Source organism: Methylobacterium sp. CM6246 (assembly GCF_054818005.1).
On the sequence record NZ_JBTXKY010000001.1, the window covers coordinates 3,288,890 to 3,309,530 of the forward strand.

Annotated in this window: 15 protein-coding genes and 2 pseudogenes; 16 read left to right on the top strand and 1 reads right to left on the bottom strand. The window is 65.9% G+C overall.

Features of this window, described 5'->3' with window-relative positions:
- Positions 1–490 precede the first annotated feature (490 nt).
- Both ACYQPG_RS16215 and ACYQPG_RS16220 read left to right on the top strand, forming a co-directional pair.
- Positions 491–739 (top strand): hypothetical protein, encoded by a 249-nt coding sequence (locus ACYQPG_RS16215; protein ID WP_461231245.1) that lies wholly within the window; start codon positions 491–493, stop codon positions 737–739.
- Between the two features lie 553 nt (positions 740–1,292).
- Positions 1,293–1,634 (top strand): hypothetical protein, encoded by a 342-nt coding sequence (locus ACYQPG_RS16220; RefSeq protein WP_461231246.1) that lies wholly within the window; start codon positions 1,293–1,295, stop codon positions 1,632–1,634.
- Here ACYQPG_RS16220 and ACYQPG_RS16225 read toward each other — a convergent pair.
- Positions 1,635–1,742 (bottom strand): annotated as a pseudogene (locus ACYQPG_RS16225) (MucR family transcriptional regulator); the annotation flags it as partial.
- A 291-nt stretch (positions 1,743–2,033) separates the two neighbouring features.
- Between ACYQPG_RS16225 and ACYQPG_RS16230 the strand changes: the two are divergent.
- From ACYQPG_RS16230 to ACYQPG_RS16295, 14 genes and pseudogenes are all read left to right on the top strand, one after another.
- A complete protein-coding gene (locus ACYQPG_RS16230; protein WP_461231247.1) occupies positions 2,034–2,984 on the top strand; it encodes a PhnA-like protein in 951 nt (316 codons plus the stop codon).
- A 52-nt stretch (positions 2,985–3,036) separates the two neighbouring features.
- Complete coding sequence (locus ACYQPG_RS16235; protein WP_461231248.1) at positions 3,037–3,459, top strand: CsbD family protein; 423 nt, start codon at positions 3,037–3,039, stop codon at positions 3,457–3,459.
- A gap of 73 nt (positions 3,460–3,532) precedes the next feature.
- Positions 3,533–3,838: a hypothetical protein gene (locus ACYQPG_RS16240; RefSeq protein ID WP_461231249.1), complete on the top strand. Its 306-nt coding sequence runs from the start codon at positions 3,533–3,535 to the stop codon at positions 3,836–3,838.
- 87 nt (positions 3,839–3,925) lie between these two features.
- A complete protein-coding gene (locus ACYQPG_RS16245; protein ID WP_461231250.1) occupies positions 3,926–5,041 on the top strand; it encodes a chromosome partitioning protein ParA in 1,116 nt (371 codons plus the stop codon).
- A gap of 334 nt (positions 5,042–5,375) precedes the next feature.
- Positions 5,376–6,332 (top strand): HWE histidine kinase domain-containing protein, encoded by a 957-nt coding sequence (locus ACYQPG_RS16250; protein ID WP_461231251.1) that lies wholly within the window; start codon positions 5,376–5,378, stop codon positions 6,330–6,332.
- A 220-nt stretch (positions 6,333–6,552) separates the two neighbouring features.
- A complete protein-coding gene (locus ACYQPG_RS16255; protein ID WP_461232470.1) occupies positions 6,553–9,546 on the top strand; it encodes a PAS domain-containing protein in 2,994 nt (997 codons plus the stop codon).
- A 251-nt stretch (positions 9,547–9,797) separates the two neighbouring features.
- The gene (locus ACYQPG_RS16260) at positions 9,798–11,315 is read left to right on the top strand and encodes an ATPase domain-containing protein (protein ID WP_461232471.1); all 1,518 of its coding nucleotides are present in this window, start codon (positions 9,798–9,800) and stop codon (positions 11,313–11,315) included.
- On the top strand, positions 11,315–13,354 hold the full coding sequence (locus ACYQPG_RS16265) for an ATP-binding protein (RefSeq protein WP_461231252.1): 2,040 nt from the start codon (positions 11,315–11,317) through the stop codon (positions 13,352–13,354). Before ACYQPG_RS16260 ends, ACYQPG_RS16265 begins: the two co-directional genes overlap by 1 nt.
- A gap of 141 nt (positions 13,355–13,495) precedes the next feature.
- On the top strand, positions 13,496–14,008 hold the full coding sequence (locus tag ACYQPG_RS16270) for a DUF892 family protein (protein WP_461231253.1): 513 nt from the start codon (positions 13,496–13,498) through the stop codon (positions 14,006–14,008).
- A 55-nt stretch (positions 14,009–14,063) separates the two neighbouring features.
- Positions 14,064–14,411, top strand: coding sequence for a DUF3140 domain-containing protein (locus ACYQPG_RS16275; protein WP_461232472.1), 348 nt, complete (start codon positions 14,064–14,066; stop codon positions 14,409–14,411).
- A gap of 3 nt (positions 14,412–14,414) precedes the next feature.
- Positions 14,415–14,615 (top strand): hypothetical protein, encoded by a 201-nt coding sequence (locus ACYQPG_RS16280; RefSeq protein ID WP_461231254.1) that lies wholly within the window; start codon positions 14,415–14,417, stop codon positions 14,613–14,615.
- Positions 14,616–14,960: 345 nt separating this feature from the next.
- Positions 14,961–17,684 (top strand): PAS domain-containing protein, encoded by a 2,724-nt coding sequence (locus ACYQPG_RS16285; RefSeq protein WP_461231255.1) that lies wholly within the window; start codon positions 14,961–14,963, stop codon positions 17,682–17,684.
- Positions 17,685–18,403: 719 nt separating this feature from the next.
- Positions 18,404–18,607 carry a type II toxin-antitoxin system ParD family antitoxin gene (locus ACYQPG_RS16290; protein WP_147940600.1) on the top strand — a complete coding sequence of 68 codons (204 nt, stop codon included), beginning with the start codon at positions 18,404–18,406 and terminating at the stop codon, positions 18,605–18,607.
- Positions 18,608–18,671: 64 nt separating this feature from the next.
- A pseudogene (locus tag ACYQPG_RS16295) lies at positions 18,672–20,555 on the top strand (hybrid sensor histidine kinase/response regulator); the annotation flags it as partial.
- Between the last annotated feature and the right edge of the window lie 86 nt (positions 20,556–20,641).

The window sequence follows — 20,641 nt, forward strand, 5'->3', positions numbered from 1 at the left end:
AGACTGCCGGCAGGTAGCTCCTTAGCGAGTCCGGCACGACCCCTGCGTCTACACCCCCGGACACCACGCCTACATTCCGGGGAGCTGTATGCCGTTGCAGGGGACGCCACGTGTCCGATCAGGCCTCTCCGAGGTTGATGCCGCGGTCGGTACTGTCGCAGCTTTGGTCCTGGCGATCGAGCGGACGCCAAGCGCCTCCAGTGCGTCGGATCATCGGACAGCGATCCGACGACATGGCCGAGCGCTCGCAGCGTCGGGCGGCTCTGACATGATGCGTACCGTCCTCCGGAAGATTGGGGAACTATCGCCAGCCTACGCAGACGCGCGGAAGGCGATCATCGCCGCCGAGTGGGCAAGGAGCAGCGCGTTGATACGATGAGGTCGAGGGCCGCGCCTCGTGATGCATGGCTCCGTTTTCGCTCTCGGTTCGCCGGTAATTGGAGAACTGCAATCGTAAAGCGGCTATAACCGCTACACGGCAAGCCGGATCATGACGCTCGACCTGTTCGCCACCCTCGACATCGTCGAGGCTGATGTGACTGCCGTGGTAAACGCCTACATGGCTAACCCGACTTCTGGTACGATCTCATTCGGCAAGAACTATCGGATCGATCCCGCCGCCGCCATCGTGGATCACCCCTTCGCCAACACGCTGATCGGTCAGCGCTGGGTCAGTCCAGAACTTCGGCGCGCTGCCATGCGCGCCGCCATCATGCTCGCGCAGCCGCAGCGGGTGTAGCCGTCGCGTGCGGTCAGCTAGGCAGCTACGAAGCAATCCGCCCCTATCGCCCGCTCAGCCAATGAGATGTGATTTCTCGAAGCGCCGCATCACCGTTCGCCTCTGACGCTCCCTCCGAGCCGAAGGACCGAAGCGACTGACGCACGACCACATTATCCCGCATGACCGCCCAATCAAACCGACCCGGCTCCTTTGAGGATGGGGTGACCCGCAGCTTGTGGGGGTTCGGCTTGAAGGTGATCATACTCTGCATGTGGGGCGTACCAGTCCGCTTACGAGAGGAACAGGCGGCGAGGTGAGCTTAAATTTTCGCCTTACACGAACTTCAATCAATGATATTCCGCCGAATAATTTCGGGGCTCTACTCCATGATCTTCTACTCGATGCCGATGTTTGTCTAGTGAAAACGCACCTTGTATAATCGTGGCTATCTAAATTCAATTTACCGATTATGATGACATTCGTATCGAGGGCAAGGCGCTCAAGGAAGTTGTGGTCAAGCCCACGCCCTCCTCTCGCGCTTGCGCTTCGATAATGATCAAGGGGTTGCCCCGTGTTTCTTACCATCAATCGCAGCGGTGCCCATCGAGGCAGACGCCGGACCAAGGCTAAGCAATTGTCACCGCTCTACCGCGGTCGCGAGCACCGGGTCGTGCGATGGATTGGTGCCGCCAAGCGCCGGATGTCGAAATCGGCCCAGGTCACTGTCATCGAAGTGGTTGGAGCCCCAATTATTCGCTTGAGTTGGGCGGAGACACACGGACGCCTCGTTCGATCCGAGCTTCCGTGGCTCGCCCGAACCATCGACATCGACGCACCTGTGCCCATGCTCGAAGCTCAAGGTGATCTCCGACGTATCGGCGCGATGACCGCAATGTCGGTTCTGAACGGCTGATCAGCCACCTGTCCCGGTTTTCTGCGGCGCAGCACCCGCACCAAGAACGCCGAGGCCGATGGCCTTGGCGAGCGCGGAGCGCTGTGCGGCGTAGCTCGGAGCGGTCAACTACGGGGGTGAGGCGAAGCCCCACCCGGAGGCGATCAGGTAGCTCATCAGCGTTCAACCGCGTCGATATCGTCCTCGTAGGCCGTCACATCGAGGAGGCGGACTGGAAGCTAAGGAATAGCGGAGGGCCTCCACCGCCTCGCATCTCAAACCGGTTCCGGGAATCCCGGGACCGCTGACCTGCAGCAATGTTAATCCACGGAACATCGCAGCGTCTGAACCCTTGAGTGAGGCGAGGTGCTCCGGACGGGCGCGCCGAAACACGCTCACCGATCAGCACTGGACCGACACATGGCCTTGACGCCCGACGCGACGCGCGCCGACCTCGGCCGGACCACCGCGGCGGGCAACCACCCCGCCGACGATCTGCGCACCGTCGCGGTCCACAAGGTCGCCTGGGGCGCGATCTTCGCCGGGGCTGTCATCGCCCTCGTTGCCCAGGTCATCCTCAACATGGTCGGACTGGGCATCAGCCTGTCGACCGTCGACCCTGCAGGAAACGGTACCCCCACCGCGGGGGCGCTCTCCTCGGGCGCTGTAATCTGGTTCGTGATCTCCGGCATTCTCGCCTCCGCCGCCGGCGGCTGGCTCGCCGGACGCCTCTCAGGCAAGCCGGCGCTGCTCACCGGCGGCCTGCACGGCCTGGTGGCCTGGGCGGTCTCGACCCTGGTCGTGGTCTACCTACTCTCTTCGGCGGTCGGCGGTGCAGTCAGTGGTGCATCGACGGCAGTGTCGAGCACGCTCGGTGGGGCCGGTAGCGTGATCGGCGGCTCGGTCAAGACGGCGGCTCAGGCCGCGGCGCCGTCGCTCCCGGGCATGGACAACCCGTTCTCGAACATCGAGAGCCAGGTCCGCAAAGGCACCGGCAACGATCCCGAGGCCCTGAAGAACGCCGCCGTCAGCGCGATGCGCGCCGCCCTCACCGGTGACGCCGCCCAGCAGAAGGATGCGCAGGAGAAGGCCGCTCAGGCTCTCGCCAAGGCCCAGGGCATCCCGGTCGAGCAGGCCCGGACCCAGGTCGCCGACTACACCAAGCAGTTCAACGACACGGTCGCCAAGGCCAAGGAGCAGGCCAAGCAGGCGGGTGATACTGCCGCCCGTGTCGGCTCGCAGGGCGCGCTCTACGGGGCCCTGGGGCTGATCCTCGGTGCAGTCGCCGCCTTCCTCGCCGGCCGTGGCGGTGCCAAGGCTCTCGTCGCGGATCGTGCCGTTGTCGCATCGATTGGTCAGCGTCGCGTCTGATTGGTCCCAGGTCACTTCTTGCCACCCGGCGGGGGAGACCGACTTGATAAGGATGCCCACGGCCATCCGGCCGCGGGAATTCGGGCAATACCATTCGGTCTGGAGCGAGATCATGGACGAGAACCGCATCACAGGTGCCGCCAAGGAACTCGGCGGAAAGGTCCAGGGCGCCATCGGCGACGTGACCAGCGACTGCGAGACCCAGGCCATGGGCACCGCGAACGAGGCAAAGGGTGCCGTCGAGAACCTGTACGGACAGGCCAAAGACGTGGCGCGCGACGTCGCCGACCAAGCCGGTGGAGTGGCCAGGGACGCCATCGAGCAGGGCCGTCGGTCCTTCCCGGATGCCGAGCGGACATACCGTCGGGGCGCCGACACGGTGACGGACTACGCCAAGGAGTCCCCGCTGATGTTGGCAGCCATGGCCGGAGCCATCGGATACCTGCTCGCGATGGTCATCCACGGCCGCCGCTGAACGGTCGACGCCCGGGGCCACGCTTACGACGGGCGCGGTCATCGGTCGGGAACTATACGGTGGGGATCCTCCGATGCCACCTAGGCGCACGCTGATCCACGACGGGTCGAACGACGACCGCTGGTACCTATGCCGCGGTGACGACCCAACCGACTTGTACGTCTTCCACGAGCCGAACGTGCCATCCGGCGGGAGGCAGTCCCACCTCGAACTCGCGGCCTTCCTCGCCTCAGCGAACGGATCCCCCAAGCACCGCGCACTCATCGGCATGATTGGCCCCCTGGTCGGGACGGATCGTGCCGACGTCGCATCGAGCGGCCCCACCCCAGAGCCTGAGGCCGCCGGTGCCGAACCGACTCTCGGCGAGGCCGCCGTCTGACCCGTCCCCTCCCACGCCCGCGAGAACGCCATGGCCATCGACTATCGTTCCGAACTCCGCAGGCCCCTCCCGTTCAGCCTAGCCGTGGTGGCGGCGGTCCTCCTGGTCTGGCTCGTCGTCAACTCCATCGCCGGTGCCAGGCAGAGGACGGCGCGAGACCACCGCATCCAGGACCTAGAGACGCGGCAGGTCGAGCTGCAATCGAACCTCGATCAGCAAAGGGCGGCGGCGGGTACCCTCGACGCGCTCAAGACGAGGATCGCATCTGCCCAGCAGCAGGAGCGGGACATCACCCAGGCGGGCGAACAGGCTAAGGCCAGAGCCGCGAGCCTGGCAACGGAACAGCAGGCGGCCGAGCGCAAGGCCGGTGAGGCCAAGGCCACCGCCGAGGCTGAGACAACCAAGCTCACCGGACTGCAGACCCAGGTCACGCAGGCGGAGCGGAAGCTCGCACCGATGAAGGAGGCCACCACCGCAGCCGAGCAAGCGGCGACGGCCCGAACCAAGGAACTGGCTGAAGTCGGACGCCGATTGGAGGAGACGCGGCAGCAGGAGGCCAAGCTTCGCGCTGACATCGCCGCCATGTCCCAGGAGGCGACCGCCAAGACCGCGGACCTCTCCAAGGCCGAGGAGAGCCAGCAAAAGGCGCGCGAGGGCGCTGCGGCCGCGCAGAAGGACCTCGCCGACGCCCGGGTCGCAAGCGAGCAGGCGGCGAAGCGGAAGGCTGAACTGGAGCAGGCCATCGCTGGCTTGACGGCGAACCGCGACAAGCTCACGAGCGACGTCTCCCAGGCCGGCCAGCAGGTGCAGCAGGCCAAGGACGGCTTGGCGGCTGCCCAGAAGGAACTCGCCACGGCGCAGTCCGAGCGGGATCGCGTGATCTCCGAGCGGAGCCAGGCCGAGCAGGCGGTCCGGAAGTTGGCGTCCGACCGCGACGGTGCGACCTCGGCGGTGGAGGCGCTGCAGAGAAAGCAGACCGATGCCCAGGCGCAGTTGGCGAACTTGACCGAGACGTTGGCTACTCGGAACAAGGAGATGGCCGCGCTTGAGGATCGTATCGGGACGACGCGGCAGGAACTGGCGGGGGCCCAGGCCAAGCTCGCCGAGGCACGTCAGCAGCTCTCGGACCAGCCTCCGGCCATGACGGTTCATCCCGGCCCATCCCAGCCGCAAGCGCCTGCCGTCGCACCCAAGACGGAGTGAGTTTGCAGATGTCCGCCTGCGACTGAAGCCTGATCGGGATCTGTGTCTCGTTAGTGTCGTTCGTCCGTCACATGGGACTTCGATGGCCCCATGTGACGGACGATCCCAAGGCATCCGGATCTCCAGCACAACCCATCGCGTTGCGGGCCAGGAGGGGCGCGACACTTCGGAAGGGACGGCAACCGACTCGTTCATCGCAGGTTCTCTCCCTGTCGGCGGGATCGAGGATTGCATTCGCTCCGGACGCTTGGTCACCGAATTTCGGTGCCCCCGGACAAGGGTTGCAACGGCGTTGCGCAACGATAGCGGGCCTGGCGAGATTGACCTGAGGCTGTTGAAGGCTGCAGTCGAGGCGACGGGCGAGGCCATCCTGATCACCACGGCGGAGCTCGACGAGCCTGGGCCGCGCATCGAATACGCCAACGCCGCCTTCGTGCGCCTGTCCGGTTATGGGTTGGACGAGGTTATTGGCCGAAGCCCACGCTTCCTGCAGGGCTCAAGAACGGAACGTGCCGAGCTCGACCGCGCCCGGGCGTTGCTTGAGGCGGGGGAGCCGTTCCAAGGCGAGGCGTTGAATTACGGTAAGGATGGTTCGACCTACATGGTCGAGTGGCTGATCACACCCGTTCGGGAAGCCGATGGCCGGATCACGCACTGGGTCTCCGCCCAGCGCGACGTGACGGACCGCCGTGCCTTCGAGGACAGGCAGGCCATGATGGTCCGCGAGCTCCACCACCGCGTGAAGAACACCCTAGCGACCGTCCAGGCCGTCCTGAACGCCACGATGCGCTCGGCCGTCTCCCTGCCGGAATTCGGGAGGGCCTTCACCGGCCGCATCGTCTCGCTCGCGCGGACTCACGCGCTCATCACCGAGGACCAGGCACAGGTCGCGTCGTTCGAGGGACTGCTCAGGGCCGAACTCGATCCCTACAACGAGAACGGTCGCATCATGCTCCGGGGACCGGACCTTCGGCTTCCCTCCGAGCTGGCGGTACCCATCGGCATGGCCTTGCACGAGCTGACCACCAACGCCCTTCGGCACGGCGCCCTGGCGCATCCGAATGGTCGGGTCACCGTAACGTGGACCGTGGAGGATCGCCCGGACGGCGGCTGGCTGGCTTGGGTCTGGAACGAGCATGATGGACCGCCGCCTTCGCTGCCCACACGGGAGGGTTTCGGCATGCGACTGATCAACCGCATCCTGTCCGCGCAGACGGGCGCCGAGGTGGACATCGCAGCGGACGCCGACGGCCTCCGGATCAGCATCGGCATCCCCCTGCCGAAGCGCTGACGGTCCTCTTCGCCATCGACGAATCGGACGACGACCGCCGGGACGCTGCGCGGATCGCATGGTGACGTGGTGGCCGTTGCGATAAGGTCGTGCAATGTTTGCGGAAATCGCTCGGACGACGGAATGAGAGCGTGGATGTGATGTCCTGCGATACCGGAATCCCGATTGGCCGGAACGATTCATGCCGCTTGGGCCTGACATTTCCATGGATCGCATCACGATGAGCGACCGGGAGGTCGAACGCCTTCGAGCCCTCGACCGCTACCGGCTGCTGGACACGCCTCCCGAGCAGGACTTCGACGAGATCGCCGAGGCCGCCGCGGACCTGTGCGAGACGCCCATCGCGGTGGTCAACCTCGTCGGCGACGGGCGCCAGTTTTTCAAGGCCGAGATCGGCCTCGGCGTCCGCGAGACCCCGCTTGAGACTTCCTTCTGCCGGCAGGCGCTGCTCCAGGAAGACTTCCTGTGCATCCCCGATGCGAGCCACGACCCGCGGTTCGTAGGCAACCCGCTCGTGACCGGCGAGCCTGGCCTGCGCTTCTATGCGGGCGCCTTACTGAGGACTCCCGAAGGCCAGCCGGTCGGCACGGTCTGCGTGCTCGACACCAAGCCGCACGACCTCACGGATCGACAACGCAAGGGCCTGATGCGTCTCGCCCGACAGGCCATGGGCCAGATGGAGCTTCGCCGCTCCCTCAGGGAGCAGGCCGAGCAGCGTCTGCTCAACGAGCGCATCCTCGACGGCGCCACCGACTACGCCATCGTCGCTAGCGATCCGGAAGGACGCATCACCCGGTGGAACGCCGGGGCCGAGCGCATCATGGCCTGGAGCGAGGCGGAGATGCTCGGTCTCCCACTCGACGTGTTCTTCACGCCTGAGGATCGGGCCGTGGGCATCCCGCGCGAAGAAATGGAGCTCGCCCGGCTGACCGGAAACGGTCCGGACGAGCGATGGCACGTGCGCAAGGACGGCAGCCGTTTCTGGGCGACGGGCGAGGTGAAGCCGCTCATGTCGGGTGGCGGCGAGGTGCTCGGCTACCTCAAGATCCTGAGGGACCGCACCGAGGAGCGCGAGGTCGCGGCCGCCCTGGAAGCCAGCGAGTTGAGGTACCGCTCCCTCGTCGAGGTGAGCCCGCAGGTGGTGTGGTTCGGCGATGCCGACGGGACGATCTCCTACTGCAACGCCTATTGGTACGACTACACGGGCCTCCCGGCCGGCGAGACCGGCGAGGCCAGTTGGATGGGCGTGATCCATCCCGACCATCGCGATGCGATCCGGACGGCATGGCTTTCCGCCGCCTCGGCGGGCCGGCCCTACGAGGTCGAGTTCCTCCTTCGGCGGGTGGACGGCGAGTACCGGTGGTTCCTCTCCCGAGCCCAACCGGTACGGGACACCAATGGAACGATCCGCAGCTGGATCGGAACCTCACTCGACATCCACGAGCGCAAGGTCGCCGAGGAACGCTTTCAGGCGCTCATGACGCTCGCCCCGGCCGTCATCTGGTTCGGCAATCCGGACGGCAGCCTCAGCTTTCTCAACGACCGTTGGTACGCCTACACCGGACAGACCCCCGAGCAGGCCCTGCCGTGGGGATGGGCGGAGGTGATCCACCCGGACGACCTGCCCGGCCTCCGAGAGGCATGGGATGCGGCGCGCATGGGCGAGGTCACCTACGACACCGAGGCCCGGTTGCGACGGCGCGACGGGGCCTACCGCTGGTTCCTGATCCGGGCCGAGCCGATGCGCGACGGCACCGGGCACGTTGTTGGCTGGCTCGGCAGCAACAGCGACATCCACGACCGCAGGCAGGCCGTGGAAGACCTCGTAAGGGCACGGGAACAGCTGAGGCTTGCCGTCGACGCGACCGGCACCGGCATCTTCGACTACGACCTGGTCGCCGACGTGCTTGAGTGGGACGTCCGCACGCGTTCCTTCTTCGGCCTTGGACCCGACGATCCGGTCAGCCTTGAGGTCTACCTCGCCCGCCTCCATCCGGACGACCGCGAGCGGGCCGACCGAGCCGTGGCCGCGGCGCTCGCTCCGGCCGGCGGCGGCACCTACGACATCACGTACCGCACCATCGACCCGGCGGGCGGGATAGAGCGTTGGGTTTCCGCGAGGGGCCAAACGCTGTTCGAGGGCGACCGGCCGATACGCCTCATCGGCACGGCGCGCGACGTCTCCGAGGGCCGCAGGGCGGAGCAGGCCCTGCGCGAGACCGAAGAGCGCTACCGCATCGCCGCACGGGCAACCAACGACGCGATCTGGGACTGGGACCTAACCACCAACCTTGTCCTGTGGAACGAGGCGCTCCATGTCTCCCACGGATACCGACCGGAGACAGTGGAGCCCACCGGCGACTGGTGGATCGCCCATATCCACCCCGATGACCGGTCCCGTATCGACGCTTCCATCCACGCCGTCATCGACCGGATCGACACAGCGTGGACCGACGAGTACCGATTCCGCCGGGCGGACGGGTCCTACGCCGACATCCTTGACCGCGGCTACGTCATCCGGAACGATGATGGTCGTGCCGTGCGGATGATCGGCGCGATGTTCGACATCAGCGAACGCAAGCGCGCCGAGGAGCACCAGCGCCTGCTCACCGGCGAACTCCAGCACCGGGTCAAGAACACCCTCGCCATGGTCCAGGCGATCGCCAGCCAGACCTTCCGCAACGCCGCAGACATCGAGTCCGCCCGCGAGGCGTTCTCCGCCCGCCTGATCTCGCTCGGGCGTGCGCACGACATCCTGACCCAGTCCAGCTGGACCCAGGCTCCCATCGCAGAGGTCGTGGACGGCGCCCTGGCCGTCCACCGCGGCGAGGCGGTCTCGCGTATCCGCTCGAGCGGTCCAGACGTGCCGCTGGCCGCCAAGCCGGCCCTCGCCCTGGCGCTCGCCCTCCACGAACTCGCAACCAACGCGGCCAAGTACGGAGCCCTGTCGAACGAGGCTGGGACCGTGGACCTGCGCTGGCACGTCGTCCACGAGGGCGACACGCCGCGCTTCTGCCTAACCTGGTCCGAACAGGGCGGCCCACCGATCCTGGCACAGCCGTCGCGCCGCGGCTTCGGTTCTCGACTGATCGAGCGCAGCTTCGCGGCAGACGTCGGTGGCGACGTGCGTATGACCTACAGCCCCGCTGGGCTCGTCTGTCGGCTGGAGGCGCCGCTCGCGTCGATGCAGGAAACCAGAGACGAGGCGGCCTGATGCCGCGGTGAGGTCGGGTTCCGACGTCCATCGCAAGTCTAGGCGTGCCCCCGCAATCCCTGATCGGGCATGGGGCCTCCGGAGACCGGCTTCACGGCGTCGCCGCTCCGCACATCCGGCATCGCCTGAAGGGCGCCGCGGGGACCTATCGTTCGACGACGCGTTGGGAAATCACTAGGTTCTTCGAGAGGCTCATGAGCCGCCCGCGTTTCGGGCGTCTGCCGTTGCGCCGCTCCCGCATCATGGTGCCCATGCCCGACGACGATAAGCGTTCCGTTCCGACCCCTGCCCGGACCGCGGTGTCAACCGGCATCCCGGGCCTCGACGACATCCTGGCCGGAGGTCTCACCCCCCAGCGCCTCTACCTCGTGGAAGGCACCCCCGGCACCGGCAAGACGACCCTGTCGCTCCAGTTCCTGCTCGAAGGCGTCGAGCGGGGCGAGAAGGGCCTCTACGTCACCCTTTCCGAGAGCGCGGACGAGCTTCGGGCAGGCGCTGCCTCCCATGGCTGGTCGCTCGACGGCATCGAGGTCTACGAACTCGTCAACGAACTCGGTCTGGACCCCGACAGTGAGCAGTCGATCCTGCATCCCTCGGACGTCGAGCTCGGCGAGACCGTGCGCGAGGTCATGGAGCGCGTCGACGCGCTCGAACCGAGCCGCGTCGTGTTCGACAGCCTCTCGGAACTCCGCCTGCTGGCCCAGAACCCGCTGCGTTACAGGCGGCAGATCCTAGCCCTAAAGCAATACTTCGCGTCACGCCGTTGCACCGTGCTGATGCTGGACGACAACACCGCCGACGTCCAGCTTCATAGCATCGCCCATGGCGTCATCGTCCTGGAGCAGATGGAGCGCCAGTTCGGGGCCGAACGTCGGCGCGTCCGCGTTCTCAAGATGCGTGGCGTCAAGGCCAGAGGCGGCTTCCACGACTTCAACCTCGACACCGGCGGCCTGACCGTCTTCCCCCGCCTCGTCGCCGCGGAACACGGAGCTGACTTCAATCCTGTCACGAACACGACCGGCCTGGCAGAACTCGACCTCCTGCTCGGCGGTGGCCTCGTGAAGGGGACCAGCACGTTGCTGATGGGGCCCTCCGGCAGCGGCAAGACGACCACCGCCGTCCGTTGCTTGCTCGCCGCCCTCGAACGGGGTTCAAGGGCGAGCTATTTCCTGTTCGACGAGGGCAAGGCGACCCTGCTCGCGCGCTCCGCCCTCCTCGGCATGGACCTGCGACCGTACGTGGCGAACGGCTCGCTCGACCTCATGCAGATCGACCCGGCCGAGATCTCACCGGGCGAGCTCTCCTCGCGTGTCCGCGAGGCCGTCGAGCAGAATGGCTCGACCTTCGTGGTCATCGACAGCCTCAACGCCTACGTCCACGCCATGCCGGACGAGCAGTATCTGATCCTGCAGATGCACGAGCTCCTGAGCTACCTGGACCAGAAGGGCGTCACGACCGTGATCGTCCTCGGCCAGCACGGGGTCATCGGCGAGGTCCGCAGTGACGTCGACCTCAGCTACCTCAGCGACGGCATCCTGCTGTTCAGGTACTTCGAGGCGCAAGGATCGGTCCGGACCGCACTCTCGGTGGTCAAGAGCCGGGTCAACGCGCACGAGCGCACGATCCGGGAGCTGCGCATCTCGGCGACCGGCCTTCAGGTCGGAGAGGTGCTGACCGACTTCCAGGGCGTGCTCACAGGGCTGCCGGCCTACGGGGGCAAGGTGGCGATGCTGGAAGGCGAGGCGGTGACGTCCGGACCGGTCACGTGATGTCCGCCTCCGAGGTCGAGAGCCGGGTCCTGATCCTGGCACCGCGCGGACGCGATGCAGGCGTCATCCATCAATTGCTCGCCAAGTCGGGGACGCCCGCCGCGATCTGCGCGGACGTGACGGCGTGGGTCGCCGCACTGAATGACGGGGCGGCAACTACGGTCGTGACCGAAGAGTCCCTAGTGGAGGCCGACACGGCCGCGCTCGATGCTTGGATCGCCGCCCAGCCGCCATGGTCGGACTTCCCGTTCATCCTGCTGGCGACGCGCCAGGCCGGACGCAGGCCGGTACGTGCGGCCGCCATCATCGAGCGGCTCGGCAACGTCGTGCTGCTGGAACGGCCCATCAACGCCGAGACCCTCGCCAGCGCGGTGGCGTCGGCGGTCCGGGTGAGGCGGCGGCAATACCAGGCCCGTGGGCACATCCTCGAACGCGAACAGGCTGAGGAACGGCTCCGCGAAGCCAACGAGACGCTGGAATGCCGGGTCGCGGAGCGTACCCGCGAGGTCGAGGCCGCACGCGAGACACTTTCGTTCGCGCTGGATTCAGCCGGCATGGGTTCCTGGGATCTGGATCTCGCCAGCGATAACGCACGGCGCTCCCCTCGCCACGACGCGATCTTCGGCTACGATGAACCGGTGGCCACATGGGACCGGGCGGACTTCCTCGACCATGTCGTCTCGGAGGACCGCCCGCTCGTCGAGGCCGCCTTCGTACGGGCGACCGGGACCGGAACCCTCGACGTGGAGTGCCGCATCAAGCGACCCGACGGTGCGATCCGGTGGATCGCCGCCAAGGGCCGGGCGAAATACCGCGCCGACGGCGAACCCGTGCGCATGGCCGGCATCGTCATGGACCGGACCGACCAGCGGGTCACTGAAGACGCGTTGCGCCAAGCCCAAAAGATGGAGGCCATCGGGCAGTTGACCGGGGGCGTGGCGCACGACTTCAACAACCTGCTCACCGTCATCGTCGGCGGCCTCGATATGATGATCCGGAAGCCGGAGAACACCGAGCGCGTCGTGCGATTGGCCGAGGCCGCCATGGGCGCCGCGCGCCGCGGCGAACAGCTGACCCAGCAGCTCCTGGCCTTCTCGCGACGACAGATGCTGCGGCCCCAGACCCTCAACCCGAACCGCCTGCTCCTCGACTTCCGGCCCTTGGCCGAGCGTGCGGCCGGCGGCGCAGTCGAGATGGCGTTCGACCTCGATCCGGCTATCGACCCGATCCGCATTGACCCGGCCCAATTCGAGGCCGCGGTGCTGAACCTAGTGGTCAACGCCCGCGACGCGATGGATGGGGGCGACCGCCCCGGACGGATCTCGGTCGCCAGCCACAACGTCCGCCTCGACACCGCCGCCGTGGCAGACAAGGGCGTGCCGCCGGGCGACTACGTCGAGGTCTCGGTCGCAGATACCGGATCCGGTATTCCGCCCGAGACCCTGGCGCGGGTGTTCGAGCCGTTCTTCACAACCAAGGAAGTCGGCAAGGGAACCGGGCTCGGCCTATCCCAGGTCTACGGCTTCACCCGCAGCGCAGGCGGCTACGTCGCCATCGAATCCGTCGTGGATGCCGGCACGACGTTCCGGCTGCTCATCCCACGGTCCTCGGACCCGGCGGGCGAGGAAGTCGGTACGGGCGTCTCCCTACCGCTCAGGAGGGCGACGGACGGCGACACCGTCCTGCTGGTCGAGGACGACGAGCAGGTGCTCGGCATGGCGGTCGAGAGCCTGGAGGAATTGCGCTACCGCGTGGTCGTCGCCCGCAACGCGGCGGAGGCACTGGAGCATCTGCGGGGTGTCGAACGCATCGACATCCTGTTCTCCGACGTCGTGATGCCCGGCGGGATGAACGGGTCCCAGCTCGCTGTCGAGGCCCAACGCCTGCGCCCCGGGCTGAAGGTCCTGCTCACCTCGGGCTACGTCGCGAACCTCGACGAGGGCCAAGTCATCGGCAAGGGCGAGCTGCCGGTCTTGAACAAGCCCTATCGACGGGACGAGCTCGCCCGGTCCCTGCGCCTCGTCCTAAATGGCGAGTGAGGTCCGGCGAACGCTTCGGGTGCCCTCGAACCTCCACCTCCCGAGGCGTGGCGGGGCGCTTCCGCCGCAGGACATTCCAGGAACGGCGGTACCCGCCCCACGTTGGCCGCCGAACCCTGGATAAATCGGAGCCTCGAATACATGGCCGGCACGGACATCGCCACGATCTACGCAGGCGCGTTGCGCAACACCCGCGCCCTCGAGAAACAAGGCCTGGAGCAGATGGAACGTCAGCTCTCAGGCCTGGAGCGCTATCCCGACTACGCCGCCGTCCTCCGACGCCACGTCGAGACCACGAAGGCGCAGATCGACCGCCTTGACAAGGCGTTGGCCGCCATCGGCGAGAGCCCCTCGTCTTTGAAGGAGACCGTCACCAGCGTCGCCGGTTCCATCGGCGCCGCCGTGCACAGCATCGCCCAAGACGAGACGCTGAAGAACCTCTACGCGGGCTACGCCTACCAGTACGACCAAGTCGCCGCCTACCGCTCGTTGGCGGTCATCGCGGAAAGGGCCGGCAAGACCGACCAAGTCTCGGCCTTCCACACCACGGCCGAGGAAGAGGCGAAGGCCGCCGAGGAGATCGCGGCGCTGATCGAACCGGTGACCAAGACCTACCTCGACCTCACCCTCAGCGGCGCCAAGGCCGATAGCTGAACCGATTCAGGGCGGCCTCATGCAGGTCGCCCGTTTCCCGTTTCGGAGTTGAACGATAGCGAACGAGGACGATCACGAGGCGACTTACAAGGCGTTCAAGGAAGTCGTGAACATGACCGCCGCGGCCCTCGATAAGCATCTCGGGAGCGAGGACAGCCAAGCCGTCGGCCGGAAGAAGGACGGGGGCGAGGCGACGGGGCACCAGGAAGGGCGCCGCATCGTAGAGATGCTTCACAAGAAGAAATCCGATCTGTCGGACGACGACTACGGACACATGCGCAAGGTCGTCGGCTACGTTCACCGGCACCTGAAGCAGGGTGGCCCACAGGACAAGGGCGACATGAAGGACTCGCCCTGGCGCATATCGTTGATGAACTGGGGCCACGACCCGAGGAAGGCCTGAACCATGGATGACCCTACCCCGGTCGCCACCACCGTCGAGGCTTGTGGCCAGGATCACGCTCGCTACCGGTGGCACCTCACGGATGCCGACGGTGTGTCCGTCCGCGTCGCTCCTGAAGCCTACGACACGGCCGAGGATGCCGAGGTAGCGGGGCAGGCGGCGCTGGCAGCGTTTGGTTCGGCCTCAAACCTTCGAACGTCGTAAAGTTTTGTAAGATCAGAACCAAAATGGATATGCACGAGACCTGGCGGCGCCGGACCACGTCCTGAAGACGGATGGCCACCATGCCTATGTCGACGCTATGCTGCGCCCGAGTCGCAAGCATCGCGTTAGGGCCCGGAAGCCTGCAGAATCCTGGCGGCCCTGCGCGATAGTGGCATTTCGTCGGAAGACGGTCGACTCTGGGGATGAGCCTTCCGACTGGTTCCATGTCTCGTCTCAGGCGTCCCGTCGGCGCCGCTACGAACTGGCTCCGACCTCCTCGCGTCCAACACATTTGCCTACTAACGCCCCGATATGCAGGCTTTGCACCTATCCGACCCAACGACCTTGACACGCGACAAACTCGAAGCTGAGGTGCGCCAATTACGTGCCCAGTCGGCCTCGCTCGCGCAGATGTTCGAGCAGGCCCCGAGCTTCATCGCGCTTCTGACCGGGCCGGAGCATCGCTTCGCGCTGACCAACGCCGCCTACCAGCAGGCGATCGATCATCGGGACGTGGTCGGAAGCACCGTGGCGGAGGTTCTGCCGGACGCGGCGGCGCAGGGCTACGTCGACCTGCTCGACCAAGTCTTCCGTTCGGGCAAGGCACATAGGGCCACGGCTGCCCGGTTCGATGTCCAGGCTGTGCCAGGTGGACCGGTCAACGAGCGCTACCTCGACTTCGTCTACCAACCGATCACCGATGCCCACGGCACGGTCACAGGCATCTTTGTTGAGGGGCACGACGTCACGGAACGCACGCTCGCCGAGGTCGCCCTCCGCGAGAACGAGGCGCGCTACCGGACGCTGTTCGAGAGCATCGAGGTCGGGTTCTGCATCATCGAGATGCGGTTCGAGGGCGAGCGCGCCGTCGACTACCGGATCGTCGAGGCCAATCCGGCCTTCGTGCGGCAGACGGGGGCCGATGTCGCGGGACGGTGGGTCAGCGAGTTCGCTCCCAACCTGGAACGGCATTGGTTCGACACCTACGGGCATGTCGCCCTGACCGGCGAGCCCGCCCATTTCGAGCACTACGCCGAAGTCTTCGGACGTTGGTTCGACGTCCGCGCCCTGAGGACTAGGGACGCATCCGCAAGACGGGTCGCCATCTTCTTCTCGGACATCACCGAACGAAGGACCGTCGAGAAGCGGGCCGAGGCAGGGGAGCGCGAGCTCCGCCTAATCACCGACGCGCTGCCCGTCCTCATCTCCTTCATCGGCGACGACCACGTCTATCGCTTCGCCAATCGCGCCTACGACGACTGGTTCTCCATCCCGGCCGAGGCAGTCGTCGGCCGCGACGTCAGAGACTTGCTCGGGCCGGAGGCCTACGCCGCCCGGAGGCCGTACATCGACCGGGCGCTTGCGGGCGAGACGGTCACCTTCGAGCTCGACTGGCCGCGTCGCGACGGGGAACCCCGCGTCGCCGAGATCCGCTACCTGCCCCGCCGCGCGACCGACAGGACCGTCGACGGCTTCCACGTGTTCGTCCACGACATCACCGCACGGAAGCGCACGGAAGCGGACCTTTCCCGCCAGGTCGCGGCCCGTACCGCCGAGCGCGACCAGGTCTGGAAAGCCTCCTCTGACCTGCTCTGCGTGGCCAACCTCGATGGTTATTTCGTCAGCCTCAACCCGGCCTGGCCGAGGACGCTGGGTTGGACCGAGGACGAGATGAAGGCGCGGCCATTCCTCGACTTCGTGCACTCGGACGACATCGAAGCCACCCTGGCGGCGGCGGCCGGTCTGTCACGCGGCGAGGCCCAGTTCACCTTCGAGAATCGCTACAGGCACAAGGACGGCAGCCATGTTTGGCTGTCGTGGAATGCAGTCCCAAGCGACGGGTTAATCTACGCCACCGTCCGCGACGTTACTGGGGTCAAGCACCAAGCCGAGGCCCTTGCCAAAACCGAGGAAGCCCTGCGCCAGAGCCAGAAAATGGAGGCGGTCGGTCAACTTACCGGCGGCCTCGCGCACGATTTCAACAACCTTCTGGCGGGCATCTCCGGCTCCCTGGAACTGATGCAGACCCGGATGGCCCAGGGTCGGCTCACCGACATCGACCGGTACATGACGGTGGCACAGGGCGCGGCCAAGCGAGCGGCAGCCCTGACGCACCGCCTTCTCGCCTTCTCGCGCAGGCAGACCCTCGATCCGAAGCCCACGAACGTGAACCGCCTCGTCACGGACATGGAGGAACTCATTCGCCGCACGGTCGGCCCGGCCATCCACTTGGAGGTCGTGGGGCTCGCAGGAATCTGGCCGGCCTTGATCGATCCGGGCCAGCTTGAGAACGCCCTACTCAACCTATGCATCAACGCCCGGGACGCGATGCCGGACGGCGGCCGCATCACCATCGAGACCGCCAACAGGTGGATGGACGATGCCGGCGCAACCCAGCACGACATGCCGCCGGGCCAGTACCTAAGCCTGTGCGTGACCGACAGTGGCGTCGGGATGTCCGCGGACCTGATGACCAAGGTGTTCGAGCCGTTCTTCACCACCAAGCCCCTGGGCGAGGGCACGGGGCTCGGCCTGTCAATGGTCTACGGCTTCGCCCGACAGTCTGGCGGGCAGGTCCGGATCTACTCCGAGGTCGGCGAGGGCACGACCGTCTGCCTGTACCTGCCGCGCCATTACGGCGCGGCCGATGAGGATGACGTCACACGGCGTCTCGCAGAGGTCGGGCGTGCCGGCCAGGGCGAGACGGTACTGATCGTCGACGACGAGCCTTCGGTGCGGATGCTGGTCACCGAGGTTCTTGAGGATCTCGGCTATACGGCCATCGAGGCCGCCGACAGCGTTTCGGGTCTGAAGGTGGTGCAGTCGGACGTCCGCATCGATCTGCTGGTGACCGATGTCGGCCTGCCCGGAGGTATGAACGGCCGCCAGATGGCGGACGCCGCACGCGAGCGGCGCCCGGACCTGAAGGTGCTGTTCATCACCGGCTACGCCGAAAACGCCGTCCTCGGGAACGGGCACCTCCGCCCGGGGATGCAGGTTTTGACCAAGCCGTTCGTTCTGGAAGCCCTCGCAACCCGCATCAAAGATCTCATCGCCGCCCCGATATAAGGGCCGGATCGTCCGAATGGCGGTAGCCCGACCGCCACGCTCACCCTTCTACCGGTCCCGGGATACGAGCTACATATCATGGTCCCGCGACCGACCGCTGAGTGTTGCTGAATGTCCGCTATTCAGGAAGGTTTGAAACTCCTTGAATGTCCGAAATGGGCGCAAAGCGGAACGACCGCTTTTGCGCCGATCGGCGATCCGGCATGGCGTAGGCTGGCCGAAAGCTGCCCGTCCGGTTTCTGGCAAACCGTGGCTCGAAGCAGACATGCACGCCTTACCGAGCGTTTTACCGGCGTTTGAAAGTCCGACATCTTTTCCGACAAAATGTGAGCCGGTCTGGTCGGGCTCCTGACAATAAAAGCGACTCGCCGGAAAAACGGTCAAATATCCGACATCACGTTTAGGTTGCTTCCGACCGAGGATGTGTGAAAACGACAAAGGGGTAGAAGGATCTTCCCGAGAACAACCTGGGCAGCGCCGAAATTTAGGCCTAAATCGCGTCAGAACCGCCCTGCAGCGGGGCCGCTTGTCTGCAGCGTAGAGGATTGTTCTACAATTTCGGCAAGCGCTTTCGTTTTCACACAGGCTCGACCCATAGCAGATCCTGGGGAGGTCTGCTTCAGCGCCAGAAACCTTGAAGCATGGCGCGTACACAGGATCACTGCCGGTGTGGCATCAGGGCGCTTGTAAGCAATTTTCATACAGCGCACGGCTCAGCCATGACCACGCGGCGAACCCTCACTGTATCCATCACCGCAGAGCAGGACGCGCTTGTGCGCGCCTGTCTGAACTCGGGTCGCTACGCGAGCGCAAGCGAAGTCGTGCGGGCTGCGCTTCGCCTGCTGTCACGGGAGGAGGCGAACGCTATCCCAGCCCTGCGCTCAGAGGTCGTTGAGGTCGTGAAGGCAGCCCCGCGTGCCTGACCGCGATCACGCGCTCGGCAACCGAGAAGAGGGGGGCGTGTCCATTGATGCGCCGAACTGGTCCAGTCGGACATGGCAGGTCACCACGGATCTCCTCGTCGTCGCAAACAGCGAAGGCGTGTTCTTCCAGGTGAACCCGGCCTGGGAGGCCGTGCTCGGATGGTCCCAGGCGGAAACGGCCGAGATTTCGTTCTTGGACCTCATCCATCCCGACGACTTGCCCAAAACGCAGGCCGCCTTCGAAAGGCTGCTCGCAGGTGAGCCGGTCCTACGCTTTGAGAACCGCTATCGAACCAAAGCTGGTGATTACCGTGATCTGACGTGGGTCGCTGTGCCCGAGGGCGGTCTATTTTATTGCAGTGCCCGGGATGTCTCCGAGGAGCGAGCGCAGGCCCGGGAACTCGCCAAGCTCACCCAGGAGCGTGACCGCCTTTGGCGCAACTCGCAGGACGTTCAGGTCATCATCGACGGCATGGGCGTGTTCAAAGCCATCAACCCGGCTTTCACCGCGATCCTGGGCTGGACACCTGAGGATGTGATCGGCAGGCCGGTGTTCGATTTTGTGATCCCGGACGATGAGGCGTTGACCGACCGCGCGCTTCAGCATGCGCGCGTCGAGAACCTACCGGTCGTTGAGAACCGCTACCGCCACAAGGATGGGGGCTTCCGCTGGATCTCATGGGTCGCCGCTCCCGAGGAGGAACTGATCTACGCGAGCGGACGGCACATCACAGCCGAGAAGGAGCAGGCTGAGGCTCTGAGCAGGACCGAGGCAGCCCTTCGCCAAGCTCAGAAGATGGAAGCCGTTGGGCAACTCACCGGAGGGCTGGCCCACGACTTCAACAACCTGCTGGCGGGCATCTCCGGTTCGCTGGAATTGATGCAGACCCGCATGCAGCAGGGCCGCCTCACTGACGTGGACCGCTACATGACGGCGGCCCAGGGGGCAGCGAAGCGCGCGGCAGCTCTGACGCACCGCCTGCTCGCGTTCTCGCGCCGCCAGACGCTCGATCCCAAGCCGACCAATGTGAGCCGCCTCGCGACCGGCATGCAGGAGCTAATCCAGCGCACGGTTGGCCCGAACATCCCGATTGAGGTCGTCGGCGCGTCCGGCCTTTGGCCCGCTCTGGTCGATCCTTCGCAGCTTGAGAACGCGCTCCTGAACCTTTGCATCAACGCGCGCGACGCCATGCCAGACGGCGGCCGCATCACCATCGAGACCGCCAACAAGTGGCTCGATGAACGGGCAGCCACCAAGCAGGCCATCCCCGAGGGTCAGTACCTGTCGCTGTGTGTGACCGACACGGGTGTCGGAATGTCGCCTGAGGTGATCGCGCGGGCCTTCGAGCCGTTCTTCACCACCAAGCCGATCGGTGAGGGTACCGGGCTCGGTCTTTCGATGATCTACGGCTTTGCCCAGCAATCGGGCGGGCAGGTACGCATCTACTCGGAGATCGGACAGGGCACGACGGTATGCATCTACCTACCGCGCCACTACGGCGAGGTCGAGGACGATGACTCCTTGGTGGGGGTGTCCGACCTGCCACGCTCCGAACAGGGCGAGACGGTCCTCATTGTAGACGACGAGCCGACCGTGCGCATGCTGGTCGCCGACATCCTGGAAGACCTCGGCTACACGTCGATCGAAGCGGGCGACAGCGCTGCGGGGCTCAAGGTCCTGCAATCGGATGCGCGCATCGACCTGCTGATCACGGACGTAGGTCTGCCGGGCGGCATGAACGGGCGCCAGATGGCGGACGCCGCGCGGGTCGGTCGTCCCGACCTCAAGGTGCTGTTCATCACCGGCTACGCGGAGAACGCCATTCTTGGTAACGGGCAACTCAAGCCCGGTATGGCAGTGCTGACCAAACCGTTCGCCATCGACACGATGGCAGCGCGGATCCGTTCGATGATCGAGGGCAGCAGAGAGCGAGCGCGGCACTCCTAGACCTGCGCCTGCTTTGGTTGAGAGGTGGAACGTCCTGTGTGGATGGCTCCCGCATTGCAAGCGGCGAATTGAGCTTCTGACGCGTT